Below are 23,384 nucleotides of genomic sequence, written 5' to 3'. Positions count from 1 at the left end.
AGCCGTTGTAACGCCACCCTCATGTGAGACTCACCCTAGTCCAGGGTCGCATGCATGTTCGATCCCTCGATGGAGTGAAGTACATATCACGTTCCCTTCCAGGCATGAACCATTTAGGCTCCGGGCACGTCCTCATGAACAACCGGCAACCCAGCCGGGAGGACTTGACCCTGACAGACAGAGCGAACCCGTAAGACACAAAGACACGCAATACGGCTCATTCGCCGCCAACCGGCAGCAGACAGCCGACTCGGAGAGAAATTTTTTTCGAGGCAGAGCCACGAGCGGGAACGTTTTAGGCCTGGTTGGATGTTGACCCTGGTACGACAGCTCGTCGAGCTAGAGAAGAGGCGACGTGACTACTGTTCTGACCCCCGCGAGCCCGCTGACGGCCGCTGACCGCTGCGACCGTTGCGGCGCCCAGGCATATCTGCGCGTCGTCCTCCTCAGCGGTGGTGAACTGCTCTTTTGCGCCCACCATGGCCGCAAGTTCGAGCCGGAACTCAAGAAGATCGCCGCTGAGATACAGGACGAGACGGAGCGGCTGACGGCCGCCCCGGCAAGCGCCAACGAAGAAGAGCGCTGACACTTCGCATCCACGACGAGCCAGCTCCGGCACAGGCCGGTGACCGGGCGGCTGCCCCTGATTTCAGGGACAGCCGCCCGTACTCATGCCCGGACGCGCGCTTGTAGGTCCGTGTCACAGGCCGCGCTTGTACGTCCCTGTCACAGGCCGTGCTTGTGCGTCCCTGTCAGCGGCCCCTGCCCGGCGTCCTGAGGGCGCCCGAGACCCTCGTATAGACCCCTGGGCTGTCGGCCTCGCCGCAGCCGCTCCCCCACGACACAAGACCGATCAGCCGCCCCTGAGCCACCAGCGGCCCGCCGCTGTCCCCCTGGCAGGCGTCCCGGCCACCGGCCGGCTCCCCGGCGCACAGCATGGAGCCGACCGCATACGTTCCGTCCTCGCCGCCCGGATACGCCTCCTCGCAGACAGTGTCGGACAGCACCCGCACCCGCGCGGCCCGCAGAACGTGCGCAAAGTCACCCGTGCCCGTGGTGTCGCCCCAGCCGTAGACCACGGCGCCCGTACCGGGCCTGTAGGCCGCGTTGCCGGAGCCCGCCACGCGAATCACCGAGCTCGCGGGAAGCGGCTCGGCGAGAGTGAGCACAGCGACGTCACCGGCGTTCGTGTAGCTGTCGTACGCCGGGTTGATCCAGACGCGACGTACCGGGATCTCCCTGCCCTCGTTCGCCAGCAGGTTCCCGCGCCCCGCGATCACCTTCAGATCGCGGATCTTCCTCGAGGGCGCGCCCAGCACCTCCTCGCCCAGGCAGTGGGCCGCGGTCAGGACGGCCGACCGGCCGATCACCGCTCCCCCGCAGAACTGTCCCGCACGCTTACGCCCGAACCGGTCACGGCTGGACAGCGCCACCGCCCACGGGCTCTTGGAGATCTCGACGGGATAGCCGCCGATGACGACGCCGTCGGCGCCCGCGGGGACGGGAGACACCAGCGGCGTCACGGCCGCCACGGCCGCGGGGGCCAGCGCTCGCAGCAGGGGCCGACGCATACGCGCTCCTCACTCTGAGGTTGCCATGAGAAACCCAGAGTGATTCACGGGGCGGTGGCTCGCACTCCGCACAGACCGAGGGCCCGGCTCCCTGAGGGGAGACGGGCCCGTGGTGACGTACGGCCGAGACCTAGTCGAGGTAGTCGCGCAGGACCTGCGAGCGCGACGGGTGACGCAGCTTGGACATCGTCTTCGACTCGATCTGGCGGATGCGCTCACGCGTCACGCCGTACACCTTGCCGATCTCGTCGAGGGTCTTCGGCTGACCGTCGGTGAGACCGAAGCGCATGGAGACGACGCCCGCCTCGCGCTCGGACAGGGTGTCCAGGACGGAGTGCAGCTGCTCCTGGAGGAGCGTGAAGCTGACCGCGTCGGCCGGGACCACGGCCTCGGAGTCCTCGATGAGGTCGCCGAACTCGCTGTCTCCATCCTCACCCAGCGGAGTGTGCAGGGAGATGGGCTCACGGCCGTACTTCTGGACCTCGATGACCTTCTCCGGGGTCATGTCGAGCTCCTTGGCCAGCTCCTCCGGGGTGGGCTCGCGGCCCAGGTCCTGGAGCATCTGACGCTGCACGCGCGCGAGCTTGTTGATGACCTCGACCATGTGCACCGGGATACGGATGGTGCGGGCCTGGTCGGCCATCGCGCGGGTGATCGCCTGACGGATCCACCAGGTGGCGTACGTGGAGAACTTGTAGCCCTTGGTGTAGTCGAACTTCTCCACCGCGCGGATCAGACCGAGGTTGCCCTCCTGGATGAGGTCCAGGAAGAGCATGCCGCGGCCGGTGTAGCGCTTGGCCAGGGAGACCACCAGGCGGAGGTTGGCCTCCAGGAGGTGGTTCTTGGCGCGGCGGCCGTCCTCGGCGATGATCTCCAGCTCGCGCTTGAGCTTGGGGGCGAGCTTGTCGGCGTTGGACAGCTTGTCCTCGGCGAACAGACCGGCCTCGATGCGCTTGGCGAGCTCGACCTCCTGCTCGGCGTTGAGCAGCGGAACCTTGCCGATCTGCTTGAGGTAGTCCTTGACGGGGTCGGCCGTGGCACCGGCCGCGGCGACCTGCTGCGCGGGCGCGTCGTCCTCGTCCTCGTCCGAGAGGACGAAGCCCTGGGCGCCGTCCTCGGCGGGCTCTTCGGTACCGGCCTTGCCGGTACCCGGGGTCTCCTCGACCGCCTCTTCGTCGATCGCCTCGACGTCGTCCTTCTTGGCGGTCGTCTTCTTGGCCGTCGCCTTCTTTGCGACGGTTTTCTTCGCGACGGGCTTCTTGGCAGTCGCCTTCTTGGCAGCGGCCTTCTTGGCGGGAGCGTCCTCGGCGGGAGCGTCGACGGAAGGCATCGCCGGGGCGGCGGTGGCGGTAGCGGTGGCCTGCTCGGCCGTCGCCGTCTTCGCCGCGACGGTCTTGGTGGCGGTGCGCTTGGCCGGACTCTTCGCTGCGACGCTCTTTCGGGTGCGCTTGGGCTCCGCGGCACTGACCATCAGCGTCACACCCTCTTCCTCGAGGATCTGGTTGAGGCTGCGCAGTACGTTCTTCCACTGAGTGGCCGGAATCTGGTCAGCTTCGAAGGCCCGACGCACGTCATCGCCGGCGATCTGCCCCTCAGCCTTTCCCCGCTCAATGAGCGCCATGACAGAGACGGATTCGGCGATCTCCGGCGGGAGCGTACGGGATGTGCTGGCCGACACGAACAACCTCTCGGAACGTTGGAAAACGGCTTCCGGCCCCGTCCAATGTGGACCGGAGCCGACGACCGTCGACTGGGGGATGAGCCGACGGCGCGGGCGGGGCCGCGAAGATGCACAGCGCCATGAACGGCGTCCGTATTCCCTCGTCGGCTGTCACCTCTTAGGTCATCGCGCTGTTCCGAGGAGCGTTACGCCCAATCTGCGTGGCCCGAGTCACACCCCGTAAGCACCCAAAAGCGGTCAGACACGGTCATAGGTGGTCAACCAGCGGGCTCGGTGTCTCATCGCACCGCCGGACTCTGCCAGATTCCAGAGAATCCGGCAGAGTCCGGCAGGGTCCGGCGGCAGATGGTTCGCCGGCCGAGCGATGACACGAGGGGACACGTCCCCGACTGCGCCGCCCTCGGTGCGCGGTCAGTACTCGCGCGGCGCGGGCACCACGCGCTCCACCTCGGGATGGACGGTGAGCAGTTGACGCATGGCTGCCTCGGCCGCGGCCCCGTCGCCGGCAGCGAGGGCGTCGACGATCCGGGCGTGGTGCGCGAGAGAGATCTCGTTCGGCCGGTCGCAGCCGGCGACCGGGCCGCCGGAGACCTGGAGCGCGGCCGACACGATCCCGGAGAGGTGCTCCAACATGCGATTGCCTGCGACCTGGATGAGGAGCGAGTGAAACTCCGCGTCGGCGCGCGAGAAGGTGAGCGAGTCGCCCTGCGCCATGGCGTGCCCCATGATCTCGACCATGTCGGCGAGCCGCTGCTGCACCTCCTCGCGTCCGTGTCCGGCGGCAAGGCGGGCGGCCAGCGGCTCGATCGTCCAGCGCAGCTCGCTCAGCTCGCGCCGCTGATCGTCGCGCTGCGGCCCGTAGGCCCGCCACTCGATGATGTCCGGGTCAAGGAGGTTCCAGTCGCTGACGGGCCGAACGCGCGTGCCGACATTGGGGCGGGCGCTGACCAGGCCCTTGGCCTCGAGGACGCGGAGTGACTCACGGACGACGGTGCGGGAGACCTCGAACCGCTGGCCGATCTCCTCGGGCACGAGCGGGCGGTCCGCTCCCAGGTCTCCGGAGACGATCATCTGGCCCAGCTGTTGGACGAGTTGGCCGTGCAGGCCACGGCCGCGGCTGCCCGCGGCACGCCTGCCCACACGGCCCATCTCCGGGTCCGTGCCGTCCCACACGGGTGCGCCGACGCGGTCGACGCCGGGGGCCTCGGCGTAGGGGTAGCGGTCGAGTTCGCCCGGGCCGGCGAGGCCGGAGTCTGCGGAGCGGGCGGCGGTCATCATGGTGTGCGCAAGGGTACTCACGCATCCTTTGTCGGCGCCGTCCCCAACTCCCTTGAGGTCTTTGGTGAAAAGCACACGAAAGGGTGATCGCTCACCCCGTCGCAATTGACGCCTTATCGGAAAGAAATGGGCGTCCCCCGATGAGTTGTGCGCATCGAGGGAACACTTGTGCCGCACACGGGGTCATCGGACCCTGCTGCGCAGGGTCGTGAGCAGATACGCGCAGAGCAGCATGGCCAGCGACAACATCAGCGCGCCGCCCACGGGTTGGGTGATCATCCGCGCCCCCGCAGCCAGAATTCGCTCGCCCCCGAAGGGCCAGTCCACCAGCACGAACTGACGCAGCCGCGTCGAAAACCCGGTCGCGGTCCGCACGGACGATCCCTCCAGGATCTTCTGCACGAGGGGCACGACGACGACCGGCACCGTGAGAACGGCCGCGAGTCCGGCGGTCGTCGACCGGAAGATGCCCGCGGCCAGCACACCCGCCCAGGCGCAGCCCACCACAAGACCGATCCAACTCGCGCTCAGCGAAAGCCAGCCGTCGGGAACTCCGGCGAGCTCCCGTCCGTAGACGATGTAGAGCAGTTCGGCGTCCACGCCCACCGTGAGGACGGCCAGGATCAGCGCCGTGGCGGCGGCGACGAGGAGTTTGGCGGCGAGCAGTCCCAGGCGGCGGGGGACGGTGCCGCGATCCGCGGCCAGGGCGGGGTGGCGGAACTCGTCGCCGAAGGCGACGGCACCGAGCAGCCCCGCGCCGAGCGCCGCGGGAGGCAGTGGGAACTGCTGCGGCCATGCGGTGAGCAGGCGCGACTGTGGCGTGTGTCCCACCCCCGCCAGGAGTACGGAGATGAGGGCGGAGCTGATGAGCACGGCGGCGGCGGTGAGGTAACCGGTGCCGACTCCTGCCGCGCGGCGCAGTTCGTAGCGCAGCGGGCGCAGCGGGTTGGGGCCTGGACGGACGGTGATGGGAGGCGGGAGGGGGGACAGCGCATCCGTACCCTCCGGCTCGGCGGGCCTCGGGGACGCCTCGGCCTCCTGAGGTGCCTTCACGGGACGCTGCTCGGCCGCGGACCCCATGTCGCCGATCTCGTCGGCCAGTTGATGTACGAGGATGCCGTGGCGATACGCGGTTTCGCCGACGTCGGCACAGGTGCTGCCGTACACCGAGAGGCGGTTGCCGCCCTCTCGCACGACTTCGACGGAACGCCGTGCGGTGCGAGCCTCCTTGGTGAGGTGGGCGGCGAGCCGGGCGGCGTGGGGGCTGCGGACGGCGACGCGGGGCCGGAGCCGGGTGCGGGCGAAGTCCGCGACTTCCTGGTCGGCGACGAGCTTGCCCTTCTCGATCGTGACGACCTGGTCGGCGATCCGCGCGGCCTCCTTCGGATCGTCCGTGGTGAACAGCACGGTGCCGCCGTCGGCGGCGTACGCGCGCAGAACTCCGTGCAGCCAGCGGCTCTCGCGGGCGGAGAGCCCGTCCGCGGGGTCATCGAGCACGAGCGTGTGCGGATCGGGCAGCAACGCACAGGCCAGGCCGAGGCGACGGTCCATACCGCGGGATAGCGCGCTGAGGCGTTCGTCGCGCAGGCTGACGAGGCCGACCACTTCGAGGACTTCGTCGGCGCGCCGGACGGGCACGCCCACAGCGGCGCACAACATACGGAGTTGACCGCGGACGGTGCGCGCCGGATGGCCGGGCACCTCTCCGAGGAGGACGCCCACTTCGCGTGCGGGATGGGCGATACGGTGCAGCGGACGGCCTCTGAAGTGGGTGATTCCGCGCCCCTGCTGGAGTTCGAGCATGAGCCTCAGCACCGTGGTCTTGCCTGCGCCCGGCGCTCCTAGGAGCGCCGTGACGCGGCCCGCGTGTGCCTCGAAGGACACGTCGTCGACAGCGGGCGGAAGCTCCTTGCGGGGGTTGCTGGTCAGTCCGATGGCCTGGATCACCCAACGCAAGATAGCGCGATATGTACGGTTTTTCGGGCACCTTGATCCCACTCCGGGACGGGCCTCGTACGGGTTGGGCCCGTGTCCGGTGTCAGACCTCTGGGCGCAGCATCGGCGGGTTGAGCAGTGTGGCGCCGCCCGCGCGGAAGAGCTGGGCGGGGCGACCGCCCTGCCGGGTGGTCGTACCGCCGGTGGGGACGAGGAAGCCCGGGGTGCCGGTCACCTTGCGGTGGAAGTTGCGGGGGTCGAGGGCCACTCCCCACACCGCCTCGTACACACGACGCAGCTCGCCGACGGTGAACTCGGTGGGGCAGAAGGCAGTGGCCAGCGACGAGTACTCGATCTTGGAACGGGCGCGCTCCACCCCGTCGGCCAAGATCTGGGCGTGGTCGAAGGCGAGCGGCGCCGCCTGTTCGCCGTCCCGGCCATAGCCGCCCCGCTGGAGCAGTTCCTCGACGGGGGCCCAACGCGCGCTGTTCGCGTCGCCGCCCGCCCGGGGCGCGGGCAGATCGGGGGCGAGCGCAAGATGAGCAACGCTGACGACCCTCATCCTCGGGTCCCGCTTGGGGTCGCCGTAGGTGGCGAGCTGCTCCAGGTGCGCTCCGTTGTCCTGTGCGGGGGCATCCGGGTCGTGAGCGCACAGCCCGGTCTCCTCGACCAGCTCCCGCGCGGCGGCCTGCGCCAGGTCCTCGTCGGGCCGTACGAAGCCGCCGGGCAGCGCCCACCGCCCCTGGAACGGGGGCTCGCCCCTCCGTACCGCCAGCGCGCACAGGGCGTGGCGACGCACGGTCAATACGACCAGGTCAACGGTGACGGCGAAGGGCGGAAAGGCTGACGGGTCGTAAGGCATGCCGCGATCATAGTCGTCTGCCTGACGATAAGCACTCCTTTCACCGGTCGCCCGGATGGCTGATCCACTTCGCTCCGGAAGGGACGTCATAGGAGGCCGCCAGTCTTGATTCCGTCGCTCTTGATCCCGTCGAGTCCCACAAGCTCACACTCCCAGTTGCAGCCCGTCGGCCGCCTCCTCGACCATGGCGAGGCCGAGCCTGCTGACACGTACGGAAAAAGGGGCGCCCGCGACGCGCAGACCGGTCAGGCCGATCTCGCCCAACGGCGCACTGCGAATCGGTCGCAGCGTCACCGTCCCGGCGGGGGCATCGGGGCGGATTCCGGTGAGGGCGGTGAGGAGGAGCACGCCGGCGGCCGCGGCCGTGGCCGCCGGTCGGCAGGCCGCCGGGTGCGGCACCGGGGAGCCCCCTTCCGTGCGCTGCTCGCCCGAGTACATCTCAGGAAGCCGATGGCCGAAGGCCTCGGCCGCCGACAGCACACCGCGCAGCAGCGAACTCGCCTCCTTCTCATAGCCCGCGGCGGCCAGTCCCGCGACGGCGACAGCCGTCTCGTAAACCCGCACGGCCCCACCGCGATGCCCGAACGGGTTGTACGCCACGTCCTTCACACCAAGGCTCCGCAGCCCCCAGCCCGAGTCCATGGCGGGGCCGCCGATCAGCCGCGCGAGCTGTTCGGTCTGCACCTTGTCGAGCAGTCCCGGGGCCGACGCACCCGCGCCGAGCAGGCCGGTGTCGAGCAGGTGGACGCTGCTCGCGCCGAGGTGCGGTATGAGCCGCCCGTCCGAGGTACGAGCCGCTGCCGGTCTGCCACCACCCCTGTCCTCGATCCAGAAGTCCTCCCGGAAGGCTGATCTCATCTCCTGTGCCCACTGCCGTAGGCCTGCACCGTCTGTCCCGCCGTGAGCGTCGAGGAGATCAGCACCCAGCAGCGCGACCCGGTGGGCGTACGCCTGTGTCTCACAACGCCGCGGTCCACCGGGGTGCGGGTCGGGCAGATACGTGCCGTCCCCGACCGAGCGCCGCAACCACTGAAGGCAACGCTCGGCTGTGGGCAGCAACTCCTCGATCTCCCGCTCGGGAAGCCCCCACCGCCAGGCCTCTGCGAGGAGCACGGGGAACAGCAGGGTGGCCTCGACGCCCGTACAGCTCGGTGGCAGATGCGGGCCGGCGTCCCGTCGCGGTCCTGGTATCACGCCGGACTGCGCTCCCGGCCCCGCGAGTTGGGTCCGGGCGAGGGTGCGCAAGGTGCCCACCACGAGCCGGGTGCCGAGCGGCAGGGTCATCCGTGCCGCGGCGAGCGCCTCGGCCGGAGCCATGCCGCAACGCCACGGTGTGCCGGCCGCGACGTGCGTGTCGGCCGGATGTGCCGGGTCCCGCACCATCAGCGCCTGAAGGTCCTCGATGCTCGTGCGGAGGAGCGCCTGGGCCCTGGGGTCGTCGCCCACGGCTCGTGCCGGGGCGAGAGGGCTCGTGGCGCTGCGTCCCACCGCTCGGATGGGCCCCGCACCGGCCGGCCGTACCCTCAGCTCAACGTTTCGGGCTCCGCCGGGAGGCAGTTCGAGTTCCCAGCGCAGTAGCCCTGCCGAGGCCAGCGCGTCCGCGGGCGGCGGGTCGGCGGTGACGACGGAGTGCCCGGTGGCACAGGACCACCGCATTCCGGAGTCGTGAACGCTGGCAGGCAGTTCAGGACCGGCTCGCCCCGAGGCGACCGCGCCCAGCTCCGCCAGGTCCGTGCCGAGCGCCACCTCGACGGGCAGTCTCAGATGGTGGTGGGCCGCGCTGCGCAGGGTGATCCGCTCCGTGCCGTCCGCATAGCGTGTCCGCTCGACGACGACGTCCGGGTCGGGGCCGCCGTCGTCGGACAGACTCAGCGTCGCCACGAAACGGGCCTGGTCGGCCGCGAGCATCCGGGCCTGGACCGCGAGCGGTTCCCTCCCCGCGACCCGCAGTTGGCATCGGGAGAGCATGCGCCGTCCCCCACGGTAGAAGCCCTCCAGACCCCGGCCTGTCAGCTGCCCCCGCTCCGAGGAGATCGCGAGCCCCGGAAGGGCGACACAGATCAGAGCGGTGTGCGTGGGTGGCAGGTTCATGGTCCGGCGAGGCGCCAGGAACGGTGCCTGTGAGCTCGTGACACCGGCTGACCTCCTGCGGGGCTGTGCGAGCCCGTGCAGGAGAGGGTGATCGCCGTCGGAGGCGGAGGGTGGGGTGAGCAGGGGCATGGGGTGGCTTCTTCTGCGCTCCGTGCGCTGAGTGCGCGCTCGGCGTCGTGTGGAGGGCTCCGGAGGGGCGAGGGCGATGTGGCGGCGCGGCCCGGTCGCGGACTGCGCCAATCAGGTGAACGGAGCAGGCCCCTCCCGGGTCACGCCCGCGTTCGCGGAAGCCGGCTGAAGGGCGGTGAGCTGGGACGCTTGGGTGTGAGGGCAGCGCAGGAGGAGCGAGGACCCCGGGCAGGGCGAGCGCGTCTGGGGAGCCCGGGTTTCGTGCCTGGAGCTGCCCATCCGTGGCCGGGAGTGGCTCGCGCTGGGGCGGCGGCCCGGGGCGGATCCGGAGCAACAACCGCTGGGGCCCGGCCCAGAGCTTGGGCAATGCCCGCCGACGTCCGGCCGACGAACAGAGCAGCACCCACCCGAGCGCCGTCCACCCCCAGATCGTCACCCATAACCGCCGACTGCGACCTCGAAGCCAGGCCGTCGGCACCGCTCCGTACCGCTCCCCCACCCTCATGTCTCCCTCCCCTCCTCATGTGTCCCTCCTCATGTGTCCCTCTTCGTTTCGTGGCGGCCGGCCCCTCGCTGAGATCGAGGAACGCTGCCCGTGCCGCCGGCAGCCCGGCCGGGCCCTTCGGCTGCGGGAGGGCCCTCGGCGGCGGGCCGGTTGTGGCGCGTGCCTCCCGTCCCGGGGGAACGCCGGCTCGGACGGCTGCGGGCACCGTCTGTGGACCGCGTCCTGCGTCGGCGACGGGAAACCACCCGTGTCGACTGCGCCGGGGTGTGCCTGGCCGACCCGTCGGTTCCGGTCCGCGACGCCGGGGAAGCACTCTCCTCGGCCCCCACCTCGGCACCAGTCCGATCGGTACGTTCTTTCCGAAGGCACCGGCGAATCGACTCCGGATCCAGCCCCTCGTTGCACGCCTGGTGCAGAAGGCGTGCGAAGAGATATCCGGGATCCGCGCCGAGTGCCATGGCGAGGGCTTCCCGGGCCTCCAGCTCGTCGCCGGAAGACCAGGCGACCCATCCCGCGAGAGTGAGCGGCGCCGCGGCGTGCTCGCCGTACGGACCGACGCAGCGGCGGGCCAGGGCACGCCAGAGACGTAGCGCGGGACCCGCCTCATCACCCTCCATCCACTCAGCCGCCCTGTCGCGCGTCGTGCGGTCCTGGAGGCCGAGGATGAGCGTGGCGGCCTCGTCATGACCGAGTAGCCCGTCGTCCCGGAGATCCGCCGGAAGGGTGCCGGACAAGGGTGGGGCATCGGCGAACCGGCGCATGATCCGGTCGGCCAGTTCAATGGTCTGGGCCGCCACGTCCGCACGGCTCTCGTCGTCTAGGATCCTGGGAATGAGGGCCATGCTCACGGCGTCCAGCGCGGATTCCTGCTCCAGCGCCGCCGCGGTCTCCCAGGGAACGAGCCGCGCCCTCAACTCCCGTAGAGTGCCCCGCACTTGGAGACCAGCGTACGTCGCGGCGGCGGCCAGGACCGACGTGCCGGGCAGGCCCATGGGCGTCCCGCCGGAAGGACAGCACTGTTCACTGGGGCAGCAGTACGACCAGAAGCGGCCGTCCGAGATGCACAGAGCCTCCACCACAGGGACGTCGAGAACGCCGCAGGCCTTGCGCAGCAGCTGCGCGAGCGGGCGCAGGCGTTCCATGGCCTCCTGCCCCGACTCGCCGTCCTGGGGGTCCTGACAGAGGAAGGCGACCATGCTCTCGACCGGTGCGCCCCTGCGTTCGCTTCCTTTGACGAGCCCGTGCGCCAGCTGCTCGGCCACGGCCGGCCAGTCGTCCTCGTGGCCTGGGATGCCCAGCCGTGCGCGCCCGCCGAACCGGCCACGTCCGTCACGGTCGTGCAGCGCGACGAGCACGATGCTGTCCTCGGGCCGGTACCCGAGCAGGTACGGAAGAGCGTCGGCCAGTTCGGCCGGAGTACGGAGTGTGACCTGGTGCTCGGCGCACGAGGCACCGGCCGGATCGCCTCCCGTGCAGGCGGCATCTTCACCGGCACGATCTTCCCTTTGTCCATTGCCTTCCCCCTGCCCGCTGCCTCCCCGAGCTTCCCCGTGCCCGCCAGGCCCGCGACCGTCATGCTCGCGAGACACCGGCTCTTCCCCATGTCCGGCGCTCCGGGCGTCCTCCCCACGCCCGTCGTACCCGCTGATGTCACCGTTGCCGGAAGTCCCGGCCGCTTCGCTGTGATTCGTCATGTGGCGACCATCCCGCGGATCCCAGGATTCCGCTTTGCCCTGTGGACAACCACGACCATGACCACGTCAGAAGTTGTCCACAGCTCGGCGGACTCGTTCGCGCGATGTCCGACCCATCGGGTTGCATGGGGTCATGAGCAACGAAGACCTGCGTACTGCGGCCGATACCGTTCTCGCCCGCCTCGTCGGCGCCCGGGCGGGCGAGGCCCGGCTGCGCGAGGACCAGTGGCGCGCCATCGAGGCGCTCGTCGCCGACAAGCGCAGAGCCCTGGTCGTGCAGCGCACCGGCTGGGGCAAGTCCGCGGTGTACTTCGTCGCGACCGCGCTGCTGCGGGAGCAGGGCGCGGGCCCCACGGTCATCGTCTCCCCACTCCTCGCGCTCATGCGCAACCAGGTCGAGGCGGCAGCGCGCGCCGGAATCCACGCGCGAACCATCAACTCGTCCAACACAGAGCAGTGGGACACGATCCAGGACGAGGTGGCCGCGGGTGAGGTCGATGTACTCCTGGTGAGCCCGGAGCGGCTCAACAACCCCGACTTCCGCGATCAGGTACTGCCGAAACTCGCCGCGGCGACCGGCCTCCTGGTGGTCGACGAGGCGCACTGCATCTCCGACTGGGGTCACGACTTCCGGCCGGACTACCGCAGGCTGCGCACCATGCTGGCCGATCTCCCGCCCGGCGTCCCGGTCCTGGCCACCACCGCGACGGCCAACGCGCGCGTGACGGCCGATGTGGCCGAGCAGTTGGGCACCGGCGGCAGCGCGGACGCGCTCGTCCTGCGCGGCCCACTGGACCGGGAGAGTCTGAGCCTCGGCGTGCTGCGACTGCCGGACGCCGCCCACCGGATGGCCTGGCTCGCCGAGCACCTCGACGAACTGCCTGGTTCCGGGATCATCTACACGCTCACGGTGGCGGCGGCCGAGGAGGTCACCGTGTTCCTGCGGCAGTGCGGGCACACGGTGGCGTCGTACACGGGAAAGACGGAGAACGCGGACCGACAGCAAGCCGAAGAAGATCTGCTCGCCAACCGTGTCAAGGCCCTGGTCGCCACATCCGCGCTGGGCATGGGCTTCGACAAGCCCGACCTCGGATTCGTGGTGCACCTGGGGTCGCCGTCGTCCCCCATCGCGTACTACCAGCAGGTGGGACGCGCGGGGCGTGGTGTGGAGCACGCAGAGGTGCTGCTCCTGCCGGGCAAGGAGGACGAGGCGATCTGGCAGTACTTCGCCTCGATCGCCTTCCCTCCGGAGGAGCAGGTACGGCGCACGCTGGACGCCCTCGCGCAGGCGGGCAGGCCGCTCTCGCTGCCCGCCCTCGAACCGCTGGTGGAGCTGCGCCGGTCCCGGCTCGAGACGATGCTCAAGGTCCTGGATGTGGACGGCGCGGTACAGCGGGTCAAGGGCGGCTGGATCTCCACGGGGGCCCCGTGGACGTACGACGCCGAGCGCTATGCCTGGGTGGCCAAGCAGCGTGCCGCCGAGCAGCAGGCGATGCGCGACTACGTGACGACGACCGGCTGCCGGATGGAGTTCCTGCGGCGGCAGTTGGACGACGAGGGGGCGGCTCCGTGCGGGCGCTGCGACAGTTGCGCCGGACCGAGGTTCACCGACACCGTCTCCCCCGCCGCACTGGACTCCGCGCGCGGTGAGCTCGGCCGCGCGGGTGTCGAGGTAGAGCCCCGCAAGATGTGGCCGACAGGCCTGCCCTCGATCGGTGTCGACCTGAAGGGACGTATCCCGGCCGGCGAACAGGCCTCGTCCGGGCGGGCGTTGGGCCGGCTCTCTGACATCGGCTGGGGCAACCGGCTGCGGCCGATGCTCGCACCCCAGGCCCCTGACGGACCCGTTCCGGACGATGTGGTGAAGGCCGTGATCGGAGTGCTGGCCGACTGGGCGAAGGGGCCCGGCGGCTGGGCTTCAGGGAGCCCCGACGCGCAGCCACGCCCGGTCGGCGTCGTCACCATGGCCTCGCACAGCCGACCGCGCCTGATCCAGTCACTGGGAGCGCGGATCGCCGAGATCGGGCGCCTGCCGTTGCTGGGCTCGCTGGAGTACACGGCTGGAGCCGAGGCGGCTCAGGTCTCCAGGAGCAACAGCGCGCAGCGGCTCAAGGCACTCGACGGGGCACTGGCGGTGCCTCCCGCCCTGGCCGAGTCCCTCGTGCAGGCCCAGGGTCCCGTACTGCTCGTGGACGATCTGACCGAGACCGGCTGGACGCTCGCGGTGGCCGCGCGCATCCTCCGGAGGACCGGCGCGCAGGGAGTGTTGCCGCTGGTCCTCGCCGTGCAAAGCTGACTCGGGCGTGGCCTTGGAGGGCCCTGGGCAGGGATATAGGAGACGCATCGCCAGATAACGGTCGGTGGCTCTGATTGCTCGTTGCCGCAATCAAGTTCGACAGGAAGAATTGGAGTCGCGCCCCGCGCGGCCCGTCCGAGGCCCGGTAGGGCTGTGCCGCGGTGCGCTCCCCAGTCCGACCCCCGCCCGCAGTGTGGGCGCGTAGCCGAAGGGAGGACCGTGACCTTCGGATTCGCTCCGTCCTCGGCGGCATCGATGCCGACGTCCGCCGCGTCCGCCAACTCACTGGCCCGGATGCTCGAACCCGCCGAGTGGGCCGCCGCGGGGATTCCGCTGCTGCGCAGTCCACGTGAGGTTGTCAGCGGGCTGCACTCCCGGCATCAGCCGCGGCCCACGACCGCGGTCGTGGCCGTCCTCGATGCCGAGGAACGGCTGAAGGCGAGCGCCTCGTTCACCCGGCGTCCGGCTCCGGCGGACGGCTGGATGTTCCGCAATGCGCTGCTCGCACAGCTGCGCCGGGTCATTCCGCACGACCTGCGACGCCGCACCCCGGTGCGTACGGCCGTGCTGCTCTACTGCCGTGAGGGCGACGCGCGTTGGACGGAGGAGGACGGGGCGTGGATGTGGGGGCTGCGGGACGCGTGCACGCTGCACGGGCTGCGCTGCGGGGCGTACATCACGCTGACGAGTGACGGCTGGCAGGTGCTGGGCGAGGGGCGCGGCGGTCGCCGCCCCAACGCGGACTCACCGCCGGAGTCCTTCGAGTCCTTCGCCGCGGCCGATACGCCCCAGCAGCGCACCGGAGGTGCCGCCTCGGATGTGCTGCGCCGCGCGGCCGCCCGCTGAGCGGCGAACGCCACCGTCGGACCGGGCGGCCGGGTCCATCCCGCAGCATCAGCCCACCGTCACCACGGTCCTTGACGTCTGCCTCGCCGAGCCACGAGTGCAAGCCCCGCGCCCGCGCGGCGTGAAGCCCGACGGCACCACGCCCCACGAAGGCATGTGACCAGCAGACCCCCTGGGGCATACGAAAACCACCCCAGAACTCCGCATGGACAGAACGTCCGCATGGAGCCATGGATTGGGCCGCGTCACCTCAGGACGCCCACACCGCCGCATCCCCGCACGGGCACACGTCAAATCGTCCACCGTGCACACGCCGCCGCGGCTGCACCCCGCTTCCTCAAGAAAGCGGGGTGTTCTCAGACCCCCGCACCCAGTACCGAGTTGATCTTCTGCGGGTCGCCGCAGACGATCAGCAGGGCGCCGGCTCGACCGAGGGCCAGCGGCAGGGCGGTGGCGGCGGCAGCGTCCGGACCGCCGTTGACAGCGACGACGACCACGGGACGGGACGCGGCACGACCGGCGGCGGAGGCGTCGGCGTAGAAGACGTCGTCGCCCGCGTCGTGCTGCGCCCAATACGCGGCCTCGCCGAAGGACAACTCGTGCGCGGCCCACGGGTGCGGCTCGCCGGTGGTGATCACCAGCACATCACCAGGGGCACGGCCCGATTCGAGAAGCAGATCGACCGCTTCCTCGGCGGCGTCCAGCGCGCCCTCGGCCGAAGCCGGGATCAGCTGGATCTGCGGAGTCGAGGGAGCGGCGGGGGCCACCGGAGCGGACGGCTCCGGCTTGGCCACAGCCGTGTCGCGCGGCGCGCGTTGCGCCGGCGGCATCGGCCGAACGGCACCCGGACGACCGGGACGCGGCGGAGCCGCGGGACGGGGACCGGGTACGGGGCGGGGGGTCGGCGCGTTGCGGCCGTTGGCCGGAGTGGCGCGGGGACCCTGGGCACTCTCGTGAATCTGAGGCTCCTCGGGAATGAGAGGCATGAGCTGATTTTTATCAAACGCCGGTGCGACTCGCGTCGGCGGGTGGCACATGAATGCGAGCGGAACCGTCAGAAGTCGAGGCCGAGCTGCCCCTCGATCTCCGGAACGCTTCCGTCCGCCCAGCTGCGGGCCTTCTTGAGGTGCCGCCACTGGGGCAGCGCATCAAGATACGCCCACGACAGCCGGTGGTACGGGGTGGGGCCCCGCAACTCCAGCGCGGCCTTGTGCACCGGTGACGGATACCCGGCGTTGGTCGCAAAACCGAAGTCTGCATGTTCGATGCCCAGTTCGGCCATCATTTTGTCGCGTTCGACCTTGGCGATCACCGAGGCCGCCGATACGGCCACGCACGTCAGGTCGCCCTTGATGACCGGACGGACCCGCCATGGAGTGCCGAGATAGTCGTACTTTCCGTCGAGGATGATCGCGTCGGGGCGCACCGGCAGGGCTTCCAGAGCACGCCCGGCGGCGAGCCGCAGCGCCGCCGTCATCCCCAGGTCGTCGATCTCCTCCGGAGATGCGTGCCCCAGGGCGTACGACGTCACCCACTTGGTGAGCTCCTCGGCAAGCTTGGTGCGTCGCTTGACGGTGAGGAGCTTGGAGTCGGTGAGGCCTTCGGGCGGGCGGCGCAGTCCCGTGACCGCCGCACAGACGGTGACCGGGCCGGCCCACGCGCCGCGTCCCACCTCGTCGACACCGGCAATGACCTTCGCTCCAGTGGTGGCGCGCAAGGAGCGCTCGACGGTGTGAGTGGGTGCTTCGTAGGCCATGGCGGCACCAGACTACGCCGCCCGGAACCCCGCGCGACACCCAGGTTTCCCCAAGCGACCAGAGCGGCGCGTCGGACAGCGCTCGTCGGTGCCACCGGCATCAGGTCACGTTCCGCTCCGCCGCAGCAGCGGCACCATCAACTGGTCGACCATCTCTTCCAGATCCTGCTCGTTCCATTCGCTGGCGCACACCTTGGAGCGGTACATCAGCATCGCCGGAATGGCGTCGAAGACGTACCCGTTCGCGGCATCGGGGCGTACCTCTCCCCGTGCGATCCCACGGCGAACGACTTCCTGGACCAGCCGCGCCCCTGGCTCCACGACCCCTTCGAGGATCACCGCATGAAAGCGTTCGGCCATGCTGAAGTCGCACTCGTAAAGCACCGAGCGGACGGCGAACCCGGAACGCGAGTACATCGCCTCACGTATCCGGCGGCACAGATCCAGGAGTTCCTCGCGCACGCTCCCGAGGTCGGGCGCGTCCTCGAGGGACGGCAGTCCGGCCCGGAGCGCGTCGACGACGAGGTCCTCCTTGGACGGCCAGCGACGGTAGACCGCGGCCTTGCCGGTCTGGGCGCCCGCGGCGACGCCCTCCATCGTGAGGCCGTTCCAGCCGACCGTGCCGAGCTGATCGAGCGCGGCCTCGAGGATCGCGCGTTCGAGTACGGCACCGCGCCGACGCAGGGAGGCCGACTGAGCGGGTGCGGCCGTCAAGCGCGAAGTAGCCATCTGAGTATCTCCGTTGTGCGGGGGGAGCGGGATCTTCGGGGAAAGCGAGCGGTCTGGTGACGCGACACGAAAGCGATTCAGTGAACGCTTGCGTTCACTGAAGGGGACTCACTAACGTTGACGCGACAGTGAACGCGAGCGTTCACTAACGTACTTGTGGGGGACCCAATAGTGACAACCTCTCAACTGACTCAGGACCAGAAACCAGGGAAAGCCCGCCGGGAGGGGCGTCCCGGCATCGCGCTCACCGTCATCGCGGCCTGCCAACTCATGGTGGTACTCGATGCGACGATTGTGAACATCGCACTCCCGCACATTCAAGACGCGCTCAAGTTCTCCACGACCGATCTCACATGGGTCGTCAGCGCGTACACGCTCACCTTCGGCGGCCTGCTGCTGCTCGGCGGCCGGGCCGGCGACATCCTCGGCCGGCGCCGGGTCTTCATGATCGGCATCCTGCTCTTCACGCTTGCCTCGATGCTCGGCGGCTTCGCCCAGGAACCCTGGCAGCTGCTGGCCGCACGCGCCCTTCAAGGCGTGGGTGGCGCGATCGCGTCGCCCACCGCACTGGCCCTCATCACCACGACCTTCCCCGAAGGCCCCGAACGCAACAAGGCGCTCGGTGTCTTCGCCGCGGTCTCGGCCGGCGGCGGCGCCATCGGTCTGCTGGCCGGCGGCATGCTCACCGAGTGGCTCGACTGGCGCTGGGTGCTCTTCGTCAACGTACCCATCGGCCTGCTGATCGCCTTCCTCACGCCGCTCTACATCAGCGAGTCCGAGCGGCATCCAGGGCGCTTCGACGTCGCGGGCGCGCTGACCTCGACGGCCGGCATGGCGTCCCTCGTCTACGGCTTCATCCGGGCCTCGGAGGAAGGCTGGCGGGACAGCCTCACCATCGGGTCCTTCGGAGCTGCGGCGGTCCTGCTGCTGGCCTTCGGACTGATCGAGACCCGCGCCAAGGAACCGATCACGCCGCTGCGCATGTTCGCCGACCGCAACCGCTCGGGCACGTATGTGATCATGCTGAGCCTGGCCGCGGCGATGTTCGGCATGTTCTTCTTCATCGTGCTCTTCGTGCAGAACGTGCTGGACTACACGCCGATCGAGGCGGGCCTGGCCTTCCTTCCGGTAACGGTCGCGATCGCGTTCGGTGCGGGTCTGTCCCAGCGGTTGCTCCCCGTACTCGGCCCGAAGCCGTTCATGACCGTCGGCTCGGCGCTCGCCGTGATCGGGCTCGGCTGGCAGACCTTCATCAGCCCGGACAGCTCGTACGCCGGCGGGGTCCTCGGCCCGATGCTGGTGTTCGGCTTCGGCATGGGTCTGAACTTCGTGACGCTGACGCTCACCGCGGTCTCCGGTGTCGCCCAGCACGAGGCGGGCGCCGCGTCCGGGCTGCTCAACGTCACGCAGCAGGTGGGCGGTTCGCTCGGCCTCGCCATCCTGACCACGGTCTTCGGCTCGGCGAGCCGTGACGAGGCGGAGAAACAACTGCCCGCGTTCATGGCGAACGCCTCGCCCGAGCAGAAGGCGGAGTTCGCGCAGACGCAGCAGCTGCCCGCTCCCTGGGGCGGTGAGGTGCTGGCCCAGGGCATATCCACCGCCTTCATCCCGGCCGCCGCGATGGCCGTACTGGCGCTGGCCGTCGCCGCGTTGGTGATCCGCGTCCGCAAGAGCGACCTCGACGCTCTCGCGGGCACCGCGGGGCCTGCCGGAGGCTGACGCCGACACCGACGAGAAGGCCGGACCGCGTCCCGGGGGACGCCGGTCCGGCCTTCTCGGTATGTTCCGCGCCTTAGCGGTACAGGAGCTCGTCATGCACGCGATAGCACTCGCTCCGCTCCGCCTCGTCCAACAGCGGCCGGTCCTCGAGGATGCTCCGGGCACGGGCCTCGCCCCAACTGGTGGCGTACCAGGGCTTGTTCTCCTTCTCCACGTCCTTCGCGATGGACTCGAGCGCACAGGAACGCAGTGGCTCCGCGAGCTTGTCGAGAGCCGGTACGGCGTCCGCGGACAGGCCGCGCGCGTAGCCGAGGTCGAACTTGCCCTCGCCCTCCTTGCTCGTGACCTCGTACCGCTCGACGTTGCGCTCGGCGATCAAGGCGTCCGGCGACAGGAACCCGAAGGCGAGCACACCCACGGCGGCACTGGCCATCACGGAGCGCGGCAGCCAGCGGGCGCCCCATACGCCGGCCGCCATGATGAGCACGATGACCAGGCCGAGCCAGAGCTCCACGGCCACCACCGAGATCCTCAGCCGCGTCAGTCCATACGCCTCCACGTACATGTCCATACGTCGAACCGCCGATGCCACGACAACGAGCGCGAGAACACAGAGAGTTCCCAGGACGACGCGGACGAGCGTCCGGTCGCGCGCACCGTCGCGCGGGGCCCAGCGCAGGGCGAAGACGATGACGAGCAGGGTGAGCAGCGTGACCAGGAGCAGCTGCCAGAAGCCCTGGCGTGCGTACTCCGCGTACGTCTGGCCGGTCTTCTCCAGCACCGCGTCGTATCCGCCGAACAGGACCGCGAGCTGGACGGCGTTGAAGGCCGCGAAGAGCACGACGAGCACGATCAGGGGCAGCGCCCATTCGACACGGCCACGGGCCCGGCCGGGGGGCACCTCGACACGGTCCCACTGAACGGGCGCTGCGGCCGTGTGTGCCGCCGCCAGCGCTCCCACCAGGCCGAGCACCAGCAGCACGACGCGCCAGGGGCCGCCGGAAACGGAGGCGTCCGGCATGAGGCCGCCGAGCAGATCCGCGAAGGCGGCGTCGGCCCCGGCGAACAGCGCGCCGAAGACCAGCAGCAGGACCGCCGCCACCGCGAGCGCGCGCAGTACCGGACCCAGACTGCCGCGGGCGCCGCCGAACCGTTCCCGCAGACCGCGCCAGCCCCAGGCGGGGCCGGTGAGAACCGAGGTGTACAGGCCGATCGGACCGAACAGCACTCCGGTCCAGGTACGGCCGCCGTGCAGGGCGAGCGAGCCCGCGGCCACAGCACTCACGACGGCGAGGAACGACGGCCAGTCGGCGTCGCGCAGCGCCGGCACGGTCAGCAGGGCGAGGCCGCCCACGCCCCACACCAGCGTCCAGCGGCGCGGACCGCGGCCGGCCGCCTGGGCGGCGTAGTACGCGGCGAGCGCGGCCGGTATCGCCACGAGCAGGAGGTTGATGGCCAGGCCGTCGCCGAGCAGGAGCATGCTCAACACACCGGTGGCCAGGGCGGCCCAGAGAGTGGCGGGACGGACGGGAGCCGGGGCCTCCGCCTGAAGGTCGGCGAACCACCAGGCGGACTCGGCGACCGGGTAGCCCCAGTCGACATCCTCCGCGTCCGGGTCGTCCTCCGAGGGCCCGTCGCCGGAGTAGGAAGCGGGGACGGCGTCCTCGGGCTCTTCGGTGTCGACGGCGGGCTTCTTGGTCAGGGCGGCGGCACGTCCACCGACACCACCGCCTCCAGCGCCCGCTGCTCTGGAGCCCTCACCGGACCCCCCCTCGGCAACCGCTGCATCCTCCGCTCCCGGCCCTCTCGGCTCGGCCTCGGACGGCGTGTCTGACACGGGACCCCCTCCCGACCGGCCCACGGGCGGCGCCGAGCACGTGGCTGCGGCGGAAGGCCAAGGACCGGTGTCTTGTCGGCGCACGCCCGAGATGATCAACGGGCGGCGTGGCGCACAGGGTATCCACGGGGCAGCCGACGCAGCGGGGCACGGGCCCTCTGTGTCAGGTCTGTGACAGTCACGGAGGCTTGCGCCGGGAGGAAGCGGGGCACACGCGGTGCTCACACGGGCCGACCGCCGTGGCACGGCGACCTCCCGGCCGCATCCCACTCGGCAGGCGTTCGAGACCTACGCCGCGTCCTCCACCGACATCCAGCCCGGCAGCTCCTCGGTCCGTTCCGCCCACTCCACAGGCGGCGCGCCCGCCTTCCCTGCCGCCACTACACCCCCGACGATGGCGCAGTTCGTGTCCACGTCCCCGCCCACCTGGGCGGTCGCCCAGAAGGCCCGCTCGTAGTCGCCGAGGGCACGCGCGGCCGACCAGAGTGCGAAAGGCACGGTGTCGTGCGCGCTCGTACGCCGCCCGCAGCCGAGGACCGCGGCGACCGTCGTCGCGTCGTCGTAGTCGAGCATGTCCCGGGCACGCCGCAGGCCGGCCTCCACGGCGCTGCGCGGCATGAGGGCGATGACGCCGTCGAGCAGCGCCTCGGGGCGGGGCGGACCTCCCGGTGCGGCTGCCAGCGCGGCCGCCGCGGCCACGGCCATGGCGCCGACGACGGCCTCGCGGTGCTGATGCGTGGGATACGCCGAGATCTCGGCCTGATGCGTCGCCTGCTCCGGATCGTCCGCGTACCAGGCACCCAGGGGCGCGATCCGCATCGCGGCGCCGTTCCCCCACGACCCCTGCCCCTTGAAGAGGGCCGAGGCCAGCTCGCGCCAGTCGCCGCCCTCCCGGATCAGCCGCAGCAGCCGGTTGACCGCGGGCCCGTAGCCCCGGTCGAAGTCGTGGTGCTCCGCGAAGGAGCGGGCCAGCTCGTCCTGGTCGATACGGCGGTGGGCCGCCAGAACGGCGACTACGGAGCAGGCCATTTCGGTGTCGTCGGTCCACTGCCAGGGGCCGGAGGGCAGGGCACGGCGCTTGAGCAGCGGATAGTTCTCCGGCACGAAGAACTGCGAGCCCAGCGCGTCCCCCACCGCGAGTCCGCGCAGGCTGGCCAGGGCGCGGGCCGAGCGCCCGTCAGGAGAGGAGTCAGCGATCATCGCCTTGCCACCCTATCCGGTGGCTCCGTACGGCTTCGGCTCGCGCCAGCGGTCGAATGGCCGGTCAAGCGTGTACTTTCCGTCCTCACCGAGAACGAGCATCCGCATCTCCCCGTTCCCGGGGTTCACCAGGCACTCGAACTCCGCGACCGACCAGTGGAACCAGCGCATGCAGAACAGCCGCATGGCCAGGCCATGGGTCACCAGGAGCACGTTCGGCGGGTGGTCGGGCGCCTCGAAGCTGCGGAACAGGCTCTCCAGGAAGCCGCCGACCCGGTCGTACACATCGGCGCCGGACTCCCCCTGTGCGAAGCGGTAGAAGAAGTGGCCGTACGCGTCGCGGTAGGACTTCTGGAGGCGTACGTCGTCCCGGTCCTGCCAGTTTCCCCAGTCCTGCTCGCGCAGCCGCGGCTCCTCGCGTACGCGCACAAGGTCCGGGTCGAGATGGAAGGCCCGGAACGTCTCGTGCGTACGGCGGTACGGGGAGACGTAAACGCTTACGCGCTCATGTCCGAACACCTCCCGCAACCGCTTGCCGGTCTCCTCCGCCTGCCGCCACCCCGTCTCGGTGAGGGCCAGTGCGTGATCGGGTTCGCGTTCGTACACGGTGTCATCGGCATTGCCGGCCGACTCGCCGTGCCGGACGAGGACGATGCGCCGTGGTCGTGCCATGCCAAAACCCTAGATCGGATCGGGCGGATCGAGCACTCGTACGGGTCCCTTACGGCGTAGGTCACACAAACGTGACCCGCTTCAGACCGTCCAGCTCGGTTCCAGCTCCACGATGTCGCCCGCGAGGGCCGCGATGTCCGCCTCGATCTGGGCCCGAAGCGCGAGGCGCTCGACGCGCTCGGCGCGGTACTTGCCGTGTTCGGCGGCCGACTGCCACATCGACAGCACCAGGAACTCGTGGCCGGGCGCCTCACCGAACAGCCCGCGCACCATGCCCGGCGAGCCGGCCATCGCCGGGTTCCACACCTTCTCCTGCATCAGCGCGAAGTGCTCGGCCCTCTCTTCGTGGACGCGGCAGTGCGCCACCCGCACCAGGTCGGCGTCCGTGAAGCGCGGCTCGAAACCCATCTTCACATCGAACCGGTGATCGAAGAGTTTGATATGTGGATCCTTGAAGGTGCCGGACTGCGCGGCGGCCAGCCGGTCATGGGAGCGGGCCATGAAGGAGTCGTAGAACGCACGGCTCTCCCAGAAGGCGAAGATGTGGGCCACTCCGGGTCGCCCCCGGCTCCAGCCCCCGCCC

At 70.3% G+C, this 23,384-nt stretch carries 18 protein-coding genes; 4 read left to right on the top strand and 14 right to left on the bottom strand.

Features of this window, described 5'->3' with window-relative positions; all coding sequences use genetic code 11:
- Positions 1-355: 355 nt before the first annotated feature.
- Positions 356-586 (top strand): DUF7455 domain-containing protein, encoded by a 231-nt coding sequence (locus tag G5C60_RS06385; protein ID WP_165255467.1) that lies wholly within the window; start codon positions 356-358, stop codon positions 584-586.
- A gap of 166 nt (positions 587-752) precedes the next feature.
- Here G5C60_RS06385 and G5C60_RS06380 read toward each other — a convergent pair whose 3' ends face one another.
- The 7 genes from G5C60_RS06380 to G5C60_RS06350 form a co-directional block, all read right to left on the bottom strand.
- Positions 753-1,571, bottom strand: coding sequence for a S1 family serine peptidase (locus G5C60_RS06380; protein ID WP_165255465.1), 819 nt, complete (start codon positions 1,569-1,571; stop codon positions 753-755).
- A 130-nt stretch (positions 1,572-1,701) separates the two neighbouring features.
- Positions 1,702-3,249, bottom strand: coding sequence for an RNA polymerase sigma factor (locus tag G5C60_RS06375; RefSeq protein ID WP_165255463.1), 1,548 nt, complete (start codon positions 3,247-3,249; stop codon positions 1,702-1,704).
- Positions 3,250-3,663: 414 nt separating this feature from the next.
- Entirely contained in the window at positions 3,664-4,551 is an 888-nt protein-coding gene (locus tag G5C60_RS06370) for an FCD domain-containing protein (protein ID WP_165255461.1), read from the bottom strand.
- A 162-nt stretch (positions 4,552-4,713) separates the two neighbouring features.
- Positions 4,714-6,477, bottom strand: a complete 1,764-nt coding sequence (locus tag G5C60_RS06365) for an ATP-binding cassette domain-containing protein (RefSeq protein ID WP_165255458.1) — start codon at positions 6,475-6,477, stop codon at positions 4,714-4,716.
- 91 nt (positions 6,478-6,568) lie between these two features.
- Positions 6,569-7,327: an NUDIX hydrolase gene (locus G5C60_RS06360; protein ID WP_165255455.1), complete on the bottom strand. Its 759-nt coding sequence runs from the start codon at positions 7,325-7,327 to the stop codon at positions 6,569-6,571.
- 144 nt (positions 7,328-7,471) lie between these two features.
- Positions 7,472-9,418 carry a glycogen debranching N-terminal domain-containing protein gene (locus G5C60_RS06355; RefSeq protein WP_165255566.1) on the bottom strand — a complete coding sequence of 649 codons (1,947 nt, stop codon included), beginning with the start codon at positions 9,416-9,418 and terminating at the stop codon, positions 7,472-7,474.
- Between the two features lie 663 nt (positions 9,419-10,081).
- Entirely contained in the window at positions 10,082-11,746 is a 1,665-nt protein-coding gene (locus G5C60_RS06350; RefSeq protein WP_165255452.1) for a DUF4192 domain-containing protein, read from the bottom strand.
- Between the two features lie 133 nt (positions 11,747-11,879).
- Here G5C60_RS06350 and G5C60_RS06345 point away from each other — a divergent pair, with 133 nt between their 5' ends.
- The gene (locus tag G5C60_RS06345; protein ID WP_165255450.1) at positions 11,880-14,042 is read left to right on the top strand and encodes a RecQ family ATP-dependent DNA helicase; all 2,163 of its coding nucleotides are present in this window, start codon (positions 11,880-11,882) and stop codon (positions 14,040-14,042) included.
- A gap of 219 nt (positions 14,043-14,261) precedes the next feature.
- Positions 14,262-14,888, top strand: a complete 627-nt coding sequence (locus G5C60_RS06340) for a hypothetical protein (RefSeq protein ID WP_165255447.1) — start codon at positions 14,262-14,264, stop codon at positions 14,886-14,888.
- Positions 14,889-15,244: 356 nt separating this feature from the next.
- Here the strand turns inward: G5C60_RS06340 and G5C60_RS06335 are convergent, their stop codons facing one another.
- The 3 genes from G5C60_RS06335 to G5C60_RS06325 form a co-directional block, all read right to left on the bottom strand.
- The gene (locus G5C60_RS06335) at positions 15,245-15,874 is read right to left on the bottom strand and encodes a hypothetical protein (protein WP_165255445.1); all 630 of its coding nucleotides are present in this window, start codon (positions 15,872-15,874) and stop codon (positions 15,245-15,247) included.
- A gap of 68 nt (positions 15,875-15,942) precedes the next feature.
- Positions 15,943-16,644 carry a ribonuclease HII gene (locus G5C60_RS06330; RefSeq protein WP_165255442.1) on the bottom strand — a complete coding sequence of 234 codons (702 nt, stop codon included), beginning with the start codon at positions 16,642-16,644 and terminating at the stop codon, positions 15,943-15,945.
- A 105-nt stretch (positions 16,645-16,749) separates the two neighbouring features.
- Positions 16,750-17,373, bottom strand: a complete 624-nt coding sequence (locus G5C60_RS06325) for a TetR/AcrR family transcriptional regulator (protein WP_165255439.1) — start codon at positions 17,371-17,373, stop codon at positions 16,750-16,752.
- Positions 17,374-17,544: 171 nt separating this feature from the next.
- Between G5C60_RS06325 and G5C60_RS06320 the strand changes: the two genes are divergently transcribed.
- Complete coding sequence (locus G5C60_RS06320) at positions 17,545-19,092, top strand: DHA2 family efflux MFS transporter permease subunit (RefSeq protein ID WP_165255437.1); 1,548 nt, start codon at positions 17,545-17,547, stop codon at positions 19,090-19,092.
- A 73-nt stretch (positions 19,093-19,165) separates the two neighbouring features.
- Here the strand turns inward: G5C60_RS06320 and G5C60_RS06315 are convergent, their stop codons facing one another.
- From G5C60_RS06315 to G5C60_RS06300, 4 genes are all read right to left on the bottom strand, one after another.
- Positions 19,166-20,929: a DUF4153 domain-containing protein gene (locus G5C60_RS06315; RefSeq protein WP_420907346.1), complete on the bottom strand. Its 1,764-nt coding sequence runs from the start codon at positions 20,927-20,929 to the stop codon at positions 19,166-19,168.
- A gap of 288 nt (positions 20,930-21,217) precedes the next feature.
- Positions 21,218-22,129 carry an ADP-ribosylglycohydrolase family protein gene (locus tag G5C60_RS06310; protein ID WP_165255434.1) on the bottom strand — a complete coding sequence of 304 codons (912 nt, stop codon included), beginning with the start codon at positions 22,127-22,129 and terminating at the stop codon, positions 21,218-21,220.
- 12 nt (positions 22,130-22,141) lie between these two features.
- Positions 22,142-22,801, bottom strand: coding sequence for a histidine phosphatase family protein (locus tag G5C60_RS06305; RefSeq protein ID WP_165255431.1), 660 nt, complete (start codon positions 22,799-22,801; stop codon positions 22,142-22,144).
- Positions 22,802-22,882: 81 nt separating this feature from the next.
- Positions 22,883-23,384 (bottom strand): DUF4937 domain-containing protein (locus G5C60_RS06300; protein ID WP_206439154.1); only part of this gene is annotated, 502 nt, incomplete at its 5' end.

Origin of the sequence: Streptomyces scabichelini, from assembly GCF_011045015.1 — a bacterium.
Taxonomy (GTDB): Bacteria; Actinomycetota; Actinomycetes; order Streptomycetales; family Streptomycetaceae; genus Streptomyces; species Streptomyces scabichelini.
The sequence above is the reverse complement of the archived record's forward strand: the minus strand, read 5'-3'. Positions and strand labels throughout refer to the sequence as shown.